General features: G+C 46.2%; 16 protein-coding genes, 2 tRNA genes and 1 other RNA gene. 6 read left to right on the top strand and 13 right to left on the bottom strand.

The window, feature by feature from the left end; all coding sequences use genetic code 11:
• Positions 1-22: 22 nt before the first annotated feature.
• A complete protein-coding gene (locus tag QXF64_02570; protein ID MEM1689377.1) occupies positions 23-718 on the bottom strand; it encodes a hypothetical protein in 696 nt (231 codons plus the stop codon).
• Between the two features lie 285 nt (positions 719-1,003).
• Between QXF64_02570 and QXF64_02575 the strand changes: the two genes are divergently transcribed.
• Genes QXF64_02575 through QXF64_02590 form a run of 4 tightly spaced genes read left to right on the top strand, consistent with a single transcriptional unit; the run spans position 1,004 to position 2,987 of the window.
• Positions 1,004-1,222, top strand: coding sequence for a hypothetical protein (locus QXF64_02575; protein ID MEM1689378.1), 219 nt, complete (start codon positions 1,004-1,006; stop codon positions 1,220-1,222).
• Between the two features lie 42 nt (positions 1,223-1,264).
• The gene (locus tag QXF64_02580) at positions 1,265-1,831 is read left to right on the top strand and encodes a hypothetical protein (protein MEM1689379.1); all 567 of its coding nucleotides are present in this window, start codon (positions 1,265-1,267) and stop codon (positions 1,829-1,831) included.
• Positions 1,832-1,853: 22 nt separating this feature from the next.
• On the top strand, positions 1,854-2,405 hold the full coding sequence (gene tfe, locus QXF64_02585) for a transcription factor E (protein MEM1689380.1): 552 nt from the start codon (positions 1,854-1,856) through the stop codon (positions 2,403-2,405).
• Positions 2,406-2,429: 24 nt separating this feature from the next.
• Positions 2,430-2,987: a TIGR00295 family protein gene (locus QXF64_02590; protein MEM1689381.1), complete on the top strand. Its 558-nt coding sequence runs from the start codon at positions 2,430-2,432 to the stop codon at positions 2,985-2,987.
• On the opposite strand, the gene QXF64_02595 is transcribed toward QXF64_02590, so the two are convergent.
• The 10 genes from QXF64_02595 to QXF64_02640 all read right to left on the bottom strand — a co-directional run bounded on the left by QXF64_02595 (position 2,940) and on the right by QXF64_02640 (position 9,561).
• The gene (locus QXF64_02595) at positions 2,940-4,259 is read right to left on the bottom strand and encodes an MFS transporter (protein ID MEM1689382.1); all 1,320 of its coding nucleotides are present in this window, start codon (positions 4,257-4,259) and stop codon (positions 2,940-2,942) included. The two genes, QXF64_02590 and QXF64_02595, sit on opposite strands and share 48 nt — an antisense overlap.
• A 59-nt stretch (positions 4,260-4,318) precedes the next feature.
• Positions 4,319-4,391 (bottom strand) — tRNA-Val (locus tag QXF64_02600).
• Positions 4,392-4,429: 38 nt separating this feature from the next.
• Positions 4,430-4,981, bottom strand: coding sequence for a magnesium transporter (locus QXF64_02605; protein ID MEM1689383.1), 552 nt, complete (start codon positions 4,979-4,981; stop codon positions 4,430-4,432).
• Entirely contained in the window at positions 4,975-5,544 is a 570-nt protein-coding gene (locus tag QXF64_02610; protein MEM1689384.1) for a magnesium transporter, read from the bottom strand. Before QXF64_02610 ends, QXF64_02605 begins: the two co-directional genes overlap by 7 nt.
• Before the next feature lie 41 nt (positions 5,545-5,585).
• Entirely contained in the window at positions 5,586-6,740 is a 1,155-nt protein-coding gene (locus QXF64_02615; GenBank protein MEM1689385.1) for a hypothetical protein, read from the bottom strand.
• Positions 6,741-6,779: 39 nt separating this feature from the next.
• A tRNA-Ser gene (locus QXF64_02620) sits at positions 6,780-6,868 on the bottom strand.
• A gap of 46 nt (positions 6,869-6,914) precedes the next feature.
• Positions 6,915-7,226: signal recognition particle sRNA (gene ffs, locus QXF64_02625), an RNA gene on the bottom strand.
• A 34-nt stretch (positions 7,227-7,260) separates the two neighbouring features.
• Positions 7,261-8,229 (bottom strand): TIGR00269 family protein, encoded by a 969-nt coding sequence (locus QXF64_02630; GenBank protein ID MEM1689386.1) that lies wholly within the window; start codon positions 8,227-8,229, stop codon positions 7,261-7,263.
• Complete coding sequence (locus QXF64_02635; GenBank protein MEM1689387.1) at positions 8,180-8,380, bottom strand: MoaD/ThiS family protein; 201 nt, start codon at positions 8,378-8,380, stop codon at positions 8,180-8,182. Before QXF64_02635 ends, QXF64_02630 begins: the two co-directional genes overlap by 50 nt.
• Positions 8,377-9,561: a site-2 protease family protein gene (locus tag QXF64_02640; GenBank protein MEM1689388.1), complete on the bottom strand. Its 1,185-nt coding sequence runs from the start codon at positions 9,559-9,561 to the stop codon at positions 8,377-8,379. Before QXF64_02640 ends, QXF64_02635 begins: the two co-directional genes overlap by 4 nt.
• Before the next feature lie 54 nt (positions 9,562-9,615).
• Between QXF64_02640 and QXF64_02645 the strand changes: the two genes are divergently transcribed.
• Positions 9,616-10,320, top strand: a complete 705-nt coding sequence (locus QXF64_02645; GenBank protein ID MEM1689389.1) for a nucleotidyltransferase domain-containing protein — start codon at positions 9,616-9,618, stop codon at positions 10,318-10,320.
• Here QXF64_02645 and lysS read toward each other — a convergent pair.
• On the bottom strand, positions 10,300-11,865 hold the full coding sequence (gene lysS, locus QXF64_02650) for a lysine--tRNA ligase (GenBank protein ID MEM1689390.1): 1,566 nt from the start codon (positions 11,863-11,865) through the stop codon (positions 10,300-10,302). The genes QXF64_02645 and lysS overlap by 21 nt on opposite strands.
• 43 nt (positions 11,866-11,908) lie before the next feature.
• On the opposite strand from lysS, the gene QXF64_02655 reads away from it, so the two are divergent.
• The gene (locus tag QXF64_02655) at positions 11,909-13,081 is read left to right on the top strand and encodes a pyridoxal phosphate-dependent aminotransferase (protein ID MEM1689391.1); all 1,173 of its coding nucleotides are present in this window, start codon (positions 11,909-11,911) and stop codon (positions 13,079-13,081) included.
• Here QXF64_02655 and QXF64_02660 read toward each other — a convergent pair.
• Positions 13,044-13,751 carry an ERCC4 domain-containing protein gene (locus QXF64_02660; GenBank protein MEM1689392.1) on the bottom strand — a complete coding sequence of 236 codons (708 nt, stop codon included), beginning with the start codon at positions 13,749-13,751 and terminating at the stop codon, positions 13,044-13,046. The two genes, QXF64_02655 and QXF64_02660, sit on opposite strands and share 38 nt — an antisense overlap.
• Positions 13,752-13,756: the final 5 nt, after the last annotated feature.

Here is a 13,756-nt window from a genome sequence, read left to right on the forward strand (position 1 = left end):
TAGAAAGAAACAATATTTGCCGTTATTTTCTGGTTCTTATGTAGAGACCCAGAAATGCAAACAAAAGCACAACAGAAAGCGTGAACAAGCCAGCCATGCTGATCGGGATAGCTGAAGATTCTATTTCATACATCTGAGTTGAGTCTTGGGGATTTGTGAAACTGGAAGTAGACCACTGGAAGTAAACGTTATCATATTGGATATCCATGTTTTCCACCCCTATCGAGAAAACTAGATAGTTGTCTCCTATTTCATAGTACGGTTGAGTTGTTGTTTTAATTAAGCTTCCATCCTCGGAGAATTCAACGATTGACGGAATCAAGTACCATGGGGGAGCGTACGGCTCGATGGGTGGAGGTTTGGGAGGCGGAATAAATATCAAAAGAGTCCAAGTCAAAAGGTAATCGACCCCAGTTCCCGATTGTCCACCTGGCCTGCAATCAATGTTTATGTTGTAAGTATACCTCGATACTCCAAATAATATATCTCCGTCACCGCCCGATGGAAATGGTCCATGATACTCCGATCTGAATAACCACAGTCCGTTTTCCACTTTATATCCATGACCCCGTATGTCGAGCCACGCTGGAATTCCGGGGTCTTGTCCATCATCTCCTAGGTAAGTCCACCCTTCCCAGTTACCGAAGACTGGTGTAGTAAATAAGACTAATGCTAGCAGAGGCACCATCGCTGCCGCAACTTTTTTTGTCCTTTTCATACTTGAAGAAGTATTCCCAAGAATCCTTTATAAAGCTTTCTATTTTTCGCTAAACCGAAAAAGAGTTTTTCTTTAGAATTTTTGGTTAAAATAAAAAAAATTTGTAACTTTTTGTCTAAAAATGTCTGACTTTTATCTCTCTTTTGTTATTGTTAAAAAAGCAAAACAGAGCGTTGACATGCAAGAAAATCCATGCCCGTAAATATTCTTCAATTTCGCCTGTAGGGTGACGCCACCTGACCCAAAAACTAAAGAATTCAAAACATGAAAACTCTTGTGGTTGAAATGGACTTCCTCACAAAGAAGGCGATTTCGGCGGCCATAATAATCGCATGCGGAGTTTTCCTGATAGTCTTCAGCTTTTTCCTGCCCCAAGAGCTTATGGCAGTCACGCTCTTACCGGGATTTTTCCTCATAGCCGTGGGATCTCTCGAACTCCGAGAATATCGAGAGCTTTCCAAGATAATAGAGATGGGTAAAAAAGCCCTGAAAAGAAGACAATAGTCAACTTAATTAAAGAGTTCAAAACCATTTTATAATGGTTGGATGCCCAAAAAGGAGCCCGTCTCGCCAATTATGGAAACTATTTCCAGATTAAGAGAAAGCTATGATACCCGCCTTTCGACAATTAGCGAAAGCATCGGAAGTCTGAAGGCAAGGCTCGATGAACTTGAGCAGATTTTTTCCGAGCTCAAGGGGGCGAGCAAAGAAGCTCTCGATTTCCTCAGAGAAACTAGGCCACAAATACTTCTCTCCAACATGAAAAAACTCGAAATAGAAATTGAGGAAATTAAAGGGAGGCTCAGAGTCAATGAGGAAACACTCACAGAGCTCGGAAGGGATCTCAGAGAGGTAAAGCAGATGGTAAGTGAATTTAAAGGAATAGAGGAGTTATTGGAACTCGCGAAAGAAATAAGGGAAGATATAAGAGAAGTTGAGGAACTAAGGAAGAAAACAGAGGCGCATGCGGATAAAATAGAAGCCATTTTTGTTGACATACACCGGAAAACCCGTGAAATAAAGGAATTGACTGCCTATGTGGAGGGGTTGAGAGAACTTGTTAGGGATCTCGAGAAAAAAGTCACAAAGCTCGAAATTTCGAGGAAAAAGTAGTCCTGCAAAGAGTGGTGGTAAAGTGGCCAAGAGAAAAGCGGCCATTAAAGAGAAAAAATTAGAGAAACGGCAAGAAAAAACGCCAAATCTGGAACCGATTCTCGAAACCGTCGGCTATCTCGTCGGCGAGAAAGGGGAAAGAGTGATACGAGCGCTAACGAGAGGAGAAATGACAGATGAGGAGCTGGCGAAAAAAACGAATTTACAGGTAAACCAAATCAGGAGCATTCTCTATATTCTTCACGAAAACAGAATCGTTTCGTATAGAAGGGAGAGAGAGGAGAACAGCGGATGGTATGTTCACTATTGGAGACTCGAACCGGAGAGAGCTCTCGACTACATAAAAGAACAAAAAGCAGAACTCCTTAGAAAACTCGAGGAAAGGCTAGCGGAAGAAGAGAGCAAGATATATTTTACCTGCGAGAAAGAATACGCACGTGTTTCCTACGAAAATGCGATGGGTACGGAGTTTAAATGTCCGACCTGCGGGGGCACGCTTAAGCCCTACGATAACAGTGCCATCGTAAATTCTCTTAAGGCACAGATCGAGAGGCTGCGCAGAGAGCTTTCCTGAATTTTTCCTTTGGAGGAGATAATTATGGACGTTGATGAGGCTATCAGGATTCTCCGCAGCGTGGGGTGTCCAGAAGACGTTATCGAACATTGTCTGACGGTTCGAAATGTCGCTCTCGAGCTTGCAGACAAAATCGAAAAAAACGGATATTCAATCGACAAAAAGCTTGTGGAGCTGGGAGCGCTCTTTCACGACATAGGAAGAGCAATAACGCATGGGATTTCGCATGGAGTCGTGGGAGGAAGAATCTTGCGAGATCTCGACCTCGATAGACTGGCACCATTTGCGGAAAATCACATAGGCGGTGGAATACCCGCAGAGGAAGCCGCAAATCTGGGGCTCCCACCGAAAGACTACTTCCCAAATACGATCGAGGAAAAAATCGTTGCGTACGCCGATAAGCTCGTGGAGGGTGGAAGAGTTGTTAATTTCGAAAGGTCTCTCGAAGAATTCAAAAAGGAACTCGGGAAAGATCACCCGGCGATTGAGAGACTCCTCAAACTTCATCGGGAGATGAAAAATCTAATCGGAAAATCATATCCTGAACCTGCGTCTGACGAAGCTCTTCGGGAAAGTCCATAGCGGCCTCTTGGGTTTAACCTTCTTTACCTCGCTCAGATGAGGAAGCAAAAGCAATGAGATCACAAGTCTCAAAATTCCAGAAAGAAGGAAAACGGATAGTATCGGCTTAAGACCAAGGGAAAGCTTGGTCGCGAACAGACCACCTAACGTTGCCCCGGCGAAGATTCCCATGCCGTTGAGCGCGTTAAAATATGAAAAACATATGCCCCTCTTCTCCCGGCTGACAACATCGTAAACAAACGTGAATGAGGCAAGGTCAAAAGCCGCCCAAGCAAATCCACCGAACATCTCTATAATAGATAGATGGATTGGATTCGTGGTGAGTAGCCAAAGAATAGGCACCCACGGAATTAAAAGTCCACCGATTCTCAGAGTCCTGAGACGCCCATATCTGTCAGAAAATTTCCCCCACCAGACCATGCTCAGAAACCTGACAGAGGATGAAGAAAGAACTATCCCCACATAAGTGATGTAGCTGAACTTCAGATCTCTGAGCATATAAACGGCGAAGAAGGGAGCGGCGATGTTTGTGGCAAAGGCCATCAAAGTCGTGTAAAGCGAAAACCTACCAAATCTATTCGGTCTTTTTCCTCTTCTCCAGATTTTCCTGAGAAACTCGAAAAATCCGAAATGGTATTCTTCCTTCTCCTCAAACTTTGGTTCATAGTGTTTGAGCAAAAAATATCTGGAGATAAGACGAGCGAGCATAGCACCTAGAAAAAGCAGAGAGAATCCAAGAAAGATTACCCCCAATCTTCTGGATAGATCCAAGAAGATTCCAGCAATCATGAATGCTATGAGGTTCGCAAACCCGATTATTCTGTTTCTCCTTCCAAAGAAACTTCCCATCTCCTCTTCTGAAACAAGATCACCTATCCAAGATGCCCAAGCGGGGCCATTCAGAGCGCCGAGCGTTAGATATGCGGCATAGAAAAGCATGACGATGAGTGGTAGAAAAGTGCTACTGACGCCCGTCAGAAATACTAGCATGGCTAAGATGGACATGGGAAGCCACACCATCGCCTGCATAAAAACAAGCTCCGTTACAAGCTTCTTCCTGCTTCTGCCCTCCATCAGCCTCGGCGTGGCTAGCTGCGACAAATTCGCTGCCAAATTTGGAACCGATGTCAGAAGTCCGATTTGTGCTTCGCTGGCTCCAAGAGCTATCGCAAACGGGGAAACATAATATGCTCCTAAGGCCTCGTTAACAGACCATGCGACGCCGTCCTTTATACTATACTCCAGACTTTTCTTTCTCTTCTCTTCCTCCAATGTCTCTGCCTCCCTTTTAAGTCTTGAACTAAAACTTCAGCTTTGAACGACTATAAAGGTGGGCCCGCTGGGATTCGAACCCAGGCTCTCCACCTCGTAAGGGTGGCGTCATGCCAACTAGACCACGGGCCCTCAGAAAGAGCTTAACATAACTTAAGAAAAGGATAACGCTAAACCCAGACGATTTTGGAGACCAGCAAGAGGGTGAGGACTCCAAGTGCGTCGCCAATAGAGGTTATCAGAGGTCCCACGATGTTATCCGGATCTAGTCCCTTCACATATGATATTACGGTAACCATCATCGAAGAAAGCACAATCAGAGGTACGAGAATCACACCGGTGAGGATGAAGGTCGCAGAAAATCTGAAGGGATCAGAGAATCCTCTGACAGACCCCAAAAAAATCAGAACAATCGACACGAAAAGAAATGAGAAGAGCCCTGAAGCAGTTGCCTCTATCAGATTTTCGCTTAGAACTTTTTGTTTTTTCAGTTTTGGCTCTATTAGACCAAGATGGAGAGCAGAACTCAGCCTGGCTCCAAGAATGCTCCCTATGTTTCCGCCCATATCGTTTATGGGTGGAATCAATGCCAACAGGAAAGGCAGGGCCAATATTTTCTCGACTTCGATCTGTAAGAACAATCCAGCCAGTACAGAAACAGTAGCACTTATGAGTAGGGCAAAAAGGCTCTCTTTCACAATTCTTTTCGTAGATGCTACCATCTCAACCACCCCAAGAGAGATACCGATAGGAATATGCAGAAAATCGCGACGATATCTCCGATTGTCGTCATAACCGGACCTGTGATGTTATCTGGATCCCAGCCCCTCTTAAAGGATAAAATTGAAACGAGAACAGCTATGGGAGTCAAGATTATTCCCGAGAGAACTCCGGAAAAAAGCGCAATGAAAAGGAAATTAAAAACACTCATGGCCTCTACGCCGGCCAGAAATGTGAAGATAAAAGACATTATTCCTACGGCAAGAGATCCAAGGACACTGACGATGATCGCGGAAATAACGTTAATTTTCATTTCCCTCGAAAGGAAGAATCGCGGTTTTATAGTTCCAAGATGAAGAGCTGTGCCAAGCCTTGAACCCAGCGCACACCCGATGTTTCCTCTGAGGTCTATCAAGGGGGGAATCATCACCACAAGTCCGGGAAGAATCTCTATATTTCTCCGCATTTCCTCAAGCATCGACCCTGCAAACAAGTCAAAGATTGCACAAACACTGAGCACGAAAATCTGCTGAAATATGATCGATTTTTTGGATCTCGCTATCATCGTATAATTTTCCGAGATGATTCATATATATCTCAAAAAACCTAACCAACGACCATCAGAATCTCAAGAAAAACCATTATCAGAATCAAGATAAAAACCAGCAGTTCGAGCGTTATCCCTCGCTGAACGTCAACTCTCTCCATAAGGGTGTTGTAAATCTCCCGGAGTCGTTCTAGCTTCCTGTCTACGAGAGATAACCAGTCGCTTATCCTGAAGCGTTCGTTTGCCAGTCTGTAAAGCTTTCCGAGATACCACTCGCCTGTCAGCTTCGTTATATTTCTGGCGCTTTCCACGAGATCTGTCACTTGAACGCTGAAGCTCGAGATCTCTCCAAGAGTCCCTAGGAGTTTTCGATATCTCCTGCTCGTGATCCAGAAACTCAGCCTGGAGGTTCCCAGAAATCCGCTGAGTGAGGAGACCACCTCCCTCGTCTTCATATCCAGTAGTCTGTCATACGTCTTGAGGACCAAAAGCTGGACGAGAGCAAGCTCGATTATCCTGACCATATCATCCATATAATCAACAGAGCCGCTGATCAGAGCCGCATACCAGTCGACTATCGCTATATCGTCTTCGGAATATGAGAGATACGGTTTGAGCGCATCTTCGACTTCTTTTTCGCTTAACGTCATCCACTCCCTTTCACCCCTTAACACCCCTGCTGTCTGCTTTCTGTACTCTTCTAGGAAATCTCTCGCCCCGAGCCTAGGTTCCGTATCGGCAATCAAGATCATGAGATACACGTGGGGCTCATCCATCGGAGGATAGGAAGGGATTAACGCTGGAGATATTTTTTCCTTCAGTTTTTGGAAGAATTCTCTTGGGATCTCATCGAAGTTCTTTTCCTCCTTTCCAACCTTCACTCTACCTTCGCTGAGCGAAATGAGTTTTATCAAACGAGAAAAGGTCAGCCTTCTGAACTCAACAATTACGTATATCCCGATTACCCCTATCGGAAATATTCTACCTTCCACCCTAGCCTTCTGGCGGCCAACAGTGATATCCCCCAAATCGATGACAATGGACGAAAATTCAAACCAGCCGTATCTTGGCGCAATCAAACGCTCCTTTTTGGGAGGTGGGATTTCTACTATCTGGAGTTTTTCCTTCGGAATTCTCTCGCTCTCTATCTTCCCGCCAACATCGTAGAAATATTGGAAGATCAATCTGCCGGTGAGAAAGGGTTCTTCCACCATACGTAAAACACTCTGCGGAAACTCGCTAAAATATCTGGCTGGCGCCGGGGGTGGGATTTGAACCCACGCAGCGCGTATGCGCTAACGGCTTAGCAAGCCGCCGCCGTACCTGGCTGGGCCACCCCGGCTCCAAAATAGTATCGCAGTCGAAGGATAAAATAACATGATGAACGGCGGCGAGCGTGTCCGAAGTGGACGCCTTCCCCGACGCCGTTTGCCGTTCCCCCATCTCCACCCCGTTGATCGCCAGCGCCGGACGTCCTGCCTACCGCTGCTCCCTTCCGGGCCTAACGGGGTTCAGCAGGCAAAGGCGGTTAGCCAACGACCCTCCGGTCGCGACCCCGCCACCGCCGGCCCAGCGAGACGAGGCTTCAACGTGGAGGAACGGCGCGTACGTGCGGTTCCAGCGCCGCCTCCGGACTTTCGGCCCACCGTAAGCCCCGTTTGTGGCTACAGGGGAGGGGCAGCCCCCCGCCTAGCTCGCCGCCAAAAAGGCTTTCTCCCTCAATCGGAATAAGCTTTATCCTTGCAGCTCTCGGAGAAGCTCACACTTTTTACACACCTCAGATGGAGAGGGTTCACCACAAATTTTGCAGAACTTCATCTCGAATTCGCCAACTGCCTGCTCGAGATAAGGTCTTATCTTCTCATACATCCTGAGAATCATAAACTTTGAATTTGGATGATTTTCTTCAAGTCTATTCAAGAAGTCCTCGACCTCAACGTGAATCCCTTTTCTGTATGGACATTTCCCCCAATACACTTTGAATCCTTTCAGAAGAGCATATATTGCTATTTCCTTCTCTGGAATCTCGCGCATCGGCTTTATTCTGGGAACAAATCCTTTCATGGGTTTAAGAATGGGCCCAAGCCTGTAAAGTCTGTAAATGTCGCTCCTGATGTAGTTGAGCATTATTGCCTGCACCTCATCGTCCAAGTTGTGCGCGGTCGCGAGCTTGTCTGCTTCTACCTCTTTAGCCGTTCGATTGAGAAGCGAGCGCCTCAAAACTCCGCAGTATGTGCACGGACCAAGAGACTTTCCTTTTTCGGATGCCTGCCGCAAAATCTCATCGAGCGTGAGTCCGAACGAGTCCCTGAAACTTACGACAAATAATTCGACATCAAGAGATCTCGCATTCTCTTTCGCGACCTCCACGCCAGCTTCTCGATAGCCAGATATCCCTTCATCTACCGTTATCGCGACAACTTCGCACCTTTTTCTTTCCGCAAATCTTTTGATGAGATGAAGACACGTGACCGAATCTTTCCCTCCTGAAACAGCGACAGCGATCCTTTCTCCCGGTTCTATCAGCCGATATTCTCTAATCGCCCTAAGGAATCTTTTCTCCACGCTCTTGCATAGACATCTATCGCAGAGGAAGTCACCCGTGTACCTTCTGTGGTAAACCGCCATCCTTCCGCAAAAAGAGCAGCGCTTCTCACCCTCCGCTGACAATCGGATGGATGACAACCTCATCTCCCTCCTCAAGCGAATTCTCCTCAGGGACTATCCTACCGTTTACAAAGACCACAACCGTCTCCCTGAGGATCCCATATCTTTTGAGTAAATCCAAGATTGTCGCTCCTTCTTCGATTTCTTTATCTTCTTTTCTCCCCTGCCATCTAACAGTAACCTTCACGCTCTCACAATCATGGGTAGGAGGTTCAGAATAATTAAGAGTAATATGAAGAAGGAAAATGCCTTAACAAAACCTCTCGCAAATCTCTTTGAATATCTGACCTCAAGAAGCGCTTCGAGCATGTATCCGCCGTCCAAGGGCTTCGCCGGGAGTAGATTGAATAAACCAATACCAAGATTTAGGGCAAAAAGCCACTTCAGGAGATCTATAAGAAAAGGTGGAACATAAAAATGATAAAGATATGGATGAAAAACCGGACTGCCGAAAATCGTTGCATACATGAGAATTACCGTGTTTATCGGATGGAGATATACTAAATTGGAAGGAGCTTGCGCTGCAATAAAAGGTAAATGACTCTCTCCATTTTCCTGTCTAATTTTGGCATGGAAAGTACCTCTATCGGTTACCAGTTCAAATTCTGTTCTCCGACTGGCATTCAAATAGTTTTTGAAATTTTTCACATCTTCTATTGAGCTTATTTGAAAGTTGTCCAGTGCAAGGATTTTTGCCCCGAGAATGTTTTCCTCCGCGAGTGGACTGTTCTCCGCCACTCCCCAGATGTAAACCCCCTGCTTGGGAGTCAAAACAGATAGAAGGATGAGCAAAAATAAAAAAGATATCAAGATGTTCGTAACCGGTCCGGCAGCAAACATTCGCATTCTCTTTCCCGGACTGCTTCTAATCACCTGTCTTTCATCTGGCTCAACGAAGGCTCCCGGGATGAAGAGAAACAAAAGAACTCCCGCCGATTTCGTCCGTAGGCCTTGGGATCTCAAAAGGAATGCGTGGAAAACTTCGTGGAAAATCAAAACTACACCAACTACGATAAACCAAATGGTAATTGTAAGACCTGGAGCCGTGCCCGGAAGAATGAATCTCACACCCGGGATTGCCTCGCGTGGTCGCAACAAAACGAAGATCGAGTTAGACAGCAGACCAGCGAAGACCGAAAACATCAGAAGAAATCCCAAACATGCGGCGATGGTTCCGTAAAAAATCCACCATTTTCTGAATTTTTTCCCAATTCTGTCTATGAATTTTAGACCTCTCGTCGTTTTCCACATGAGAATTGCCGGTGAAAGCGTGAAACCTCTTTTTGAGAGTGAGAGCTTTTTATATGTCGCCAAAATCACAAGCCATATGGCGCCTATGAGGAGTAGAAAGATCACTAAGTCGTTCATCTTTTACAGATACAACTTTTACCATATTAACTGTGTATACGAGAATGGTGCAAGATGGTAAAGCCCGAGAGAGTAGGCGAGGTCAGAGAAGTTATCTATTCTGAAGAAAGATGGACACTCCTACAGCAGTTCAGAAAAAAGGCACTTACAATCATGGAAAAACTCGAGGTGTTCGATCCGATTGTGCACGGCAGCGTTGCGAGAGGAGATGTTGACAAGGAAAGCGACATCGACATTTTCCTGCAGGCTTCTCCCACCCCTTACATCGTCGAGGTTTCGCTGGCACGCCACGGTTTCGAAATCCTCAGAAGAGAGATCGTGATGGCCACACCTTGGCAGTTGCCAAAAGCGCACATCTACTTGGATGAAAAAACATCTGTTACCGTGCCACTTCTGAAACCTACAAAACTCGAGCTTGAATTTTACCACTTTGGTGGAGCCCTTGACTTTAACGATCTGAGAGCTAACAAAAGAGCACCAGGAGTGGACAAAAGATTGATGCTCATTGAACCAACACCGCAAGGACACATCGAGAGTTCAATCATTGGAAAGGAGGAAGAAACTGCCAAGCTTCTTGGAGTAAGCCCAGAAATCGTCAGAGAACGAGTTCAGGTTCTTATGAAAAGAGCCGAAGTAGGACACACTGGGCTCTTCATAAAAAGAGAGCTTCTTCCACATGAAAGCATAGAGGAGGTTTTCAAAAAAGAAGTTCTCGAAAATCCTTTGGCGAGAATGAGGTTATCCGGCCAAGGAAAATAATCTCTCAACTACAAATCTTCTGTCAAGGGCAGAAAGGAACGCTCCAGCCCTTGGTCCAGATGGTCTTCCGAGAAATGCTAGATAAATCGCCTCAAAAAGCTTGGGCGGATCCAGTCCAATCTCGCGAGCCAATTCGTATATCTTTGTGTGTAGCTCGACCGGACCAAGTTCAGCATGCGACATTATTTCGGCCAATCTCCTGAGACCCTCGCGTTGTTTCTCATCGAGTTTGACGGACGGAGTCTCTGTTAATATCTCAAACTTCAGATGCTCTGGAGCATAGAGCTCCACCCATCTTCTAGCAAGTCTGAGACGTAACAACGCTCTCCGGATATCATCCTCGTCCGGATTCACAAGCAATCCCCTCGATTTCAATATCTCAAGCGTTTCTTCCTCACTCCTTTTGATCTGACAAAGAACAGCTGCAAACCTAAACGGGACTCTTTGTGGTTTCTTTTTCGCCAGACCGTCAACCTGCGAGAGTTCATAAATTCTTTTTACCTGTTCCACCCTTGAGAGTGGGAGCTCGCCCTCGCCGAAATAAACCCTTTCAGCGAGATCATACTCATCATAGAGATCCGGCAGATTGCTGGGGTTAAACTCCTTTGCCTTCATCGGTTTACTCCTAAAAATAAAATAGCGCAAAAGTTCGGGCTCGGCGACTTCAAGCCACTGCTTTAACGTGAAAACCACACCTTTTGACGAAGAAAGCTTCTCACCACCCATCGCCACCCATTCGTATGGAACTGGATAAGGTGGTTCACATTCAAAAACCTCTCTCGCTATGAGCCTGCCCGTATCATAACTCCCTCCGGCAGCCGCATGATCTTTTCCGAATGGTTCGCACGTAACTCCTAAAAGCTTCCATCTGGCAGGCCACTCCACCCTCCACGTGAGCTTTCCCTCTCCTTTGGTGTAATCCGCCTCTCCTTCATGACCGCAACCTTCGACGTATGGTGCTCCTTCGCATCGATATCTCACGAAATCGCCATGCCAGTCGATCGCGCGTGTGGTCGATATTCTTCCGCAGTTCTCACAGAGAGGATCAAAAGGAAGCCAGTCGTCTGGCAGTGGTGTTTCCCTGAACATGTTCAGAATCTTGCGGATCTTCTCGGACTTCTGAAGGGCAATTCTTATCAACTCCGACATCATTCCGCTCCGGTAAATTTCTGCTGCAGAGAAGATTTCCACTTCTATCCCAAAGCTTTTCAGAGACTCTATGAAAGGGCGAGAGAAATAGTCGACAAAACTCCGGTAGGCCGGGTCCGGCGATGGTATGTTCACGTATGGATAGCCGAGGTATCTTCCGAATTCGTTCTCATTGAGAGGACTTGGAACTCTTCTCATAGGATCATAATCATCAGCGTACCAAATCGCCCTTGCATCTGCTCCTTTCTTTCTGAGAACCTTAGCAATGGCGTCAGCGATAAAAACGTCGTTTGCATGGCCTATGTGGATGTGACCAGAGATGGAAATCCCACTGGCAACGGTGTGTCTCCTCCCGCGTTCAAGGAGCTCCTCTGCTATCAAATCTACCCAGTGCATCAATAGTTTTTTAAGACGTGAACTCTAAAAATCATGGAGTTAGATGCTTCCAGCTAAAAGGATGAGTAAAATCCCACCGTCAAGCACTCTGAAAATTTTGAGATTAGCCAAAGAACTCGAACGAAGCGGGAAAAGGATTTTACACCTTGAGGTTGGAGAACCAGATTTCGACACGCCCGAACACATAAAGAGGGCTGCTGAGGAAGCTCTTCGAAAAGGAATGACGAAGTATACTCCAAGCCCCGGACTCCCTCAGCTTAGAGAAAAAATAGCCGAGAAGCTTGGGGAGGAGAAGGGCGTAGATCTCAAGCAGGAAAACATAATCGTTACGCCTGGTGCCAAACATGCGATTTTCTGCGCTTTGGTTTCCATATTGGATCCAGAAGATGAGATCATCATCCCCAGTCCATGCTGGACTTATGAGGCAATTGTCTTAGTTGCCGGTGGAAAACCCGTCTTTTTGAGAACTAAAGAGGATGAAGGATTCGTCCCCAAACCGGAGGATCTAGAGCGAAAAATCACGAAAAAAACGAAAGCCATCCTCTTGAACTATCCGAGCAATCCGACCGGAGCGATCATCGACAGAAGTGCTCTGGAAGATATCCTTTTGATAGCGAAGAAAGAAAAACTTTGGATCATCTCGGACGAGATTTACGAAAAACTGACATATGAAAAAAGGAGCGCAAGCATATTCGATTTCCCGGATTGCCTTGACAGATCTGTTTACATAAGCGGCTTCTCGAAGACCTACGCGATGACGGGCTGGAGACTCGGATATGCCGTTGCACCTGCTAACTTAATCTCAGAGATGATAAAAATCCAAGAAGCAACAACCTCCTGCGTTCCTGGATTCGTCCAGATGGCCGGAATAGCTGCGCTGGACGGACCACAGGATTTTGTTGAGAAAATGAGAAAGGAATACTGGACCAGAAGGGATCTCTCCGTCTACCTCCTGAACTCAATCGAGGGGGTGAGCTGCAGAAAACCTGGAGGGGCTTTTTACGCATTTCCAAACATGCGGGAAATTGGAACAGCATCGGTTGAATTTTGTGAGAGGCTTCTGCAAGAGGAGGGAGTCGCTGCCGTCCCTGGGTCGGGCTTCGGGCCTGGTGGAGAAGGACACCTTAGAATCAGTTTCGCGACTTCACCAGACGTCATAAGAGAGGGCATAGAGAAGATCAAATCCCTTGTTGAGAGAATTCGTAAGGAGAAGTGAGGATTTCCCTTATTTTTTTCGCCTTTTTAGGCCCTATTCCTGGAACAAGCATGAGCTCTGCTTCGCTCGCCATCATCACCCGCTCCACCGTTTTAAATTTTCTTAGCAGCCTTTCAGCCAGAATGACGGAGACTCCTGGAAGACCCTCCAAGACGAACCTCTGGAGACGATCGAGGGTTGGACTTGGAGGCTTCCTGCGCTCGAGTGGAATTTCTCTTTTTTTCTTCATCGATCTTCTAGCGATTACTGCGATGAAACCTGCTGTATCTTCCTCATCTGTGGTTTGTATCACAGAAACACCGAGATCCGTAGAGAGTGCCGCAAGAGCTCCTCTTATCGCGTTCGGATGGATCAACCTCCTGCCGTGCAGATCAGTCCCTTCAATTATGATTATCGGATGTTCAAAAGTTTCGCTCAAAAGTTTGGCTTGATTCAAAAGTCTTCCATCTACAATGGACTGCAGAAAATCCCCGGCCGTCTTCCGCTCGATTCCGACATCTCCGATGATATAGTCGCCCACATCAAGTTTTTCAAACTTAACATCAACACCAACGGCAAGGAGATGCTGAATAACGCCTGATTGAGACTCCCTGTGATCGGCGATGACGGTGGGTTTCATCTCATCACAGACTTCAATTTTTTTCTGATAAAAGATGTTCTCGTTCGGCAAATATC

It is taken from the genome of Candidatus Hadarchaeales archaeon (assembly GCA_038823825.1).
Taxonomy (GTDB): domain Archaea; phylum Hadarchaeota; class Hadarchaeia; order Hadarchaeales; family Hadarchaeaceae; genus JAVZGN01.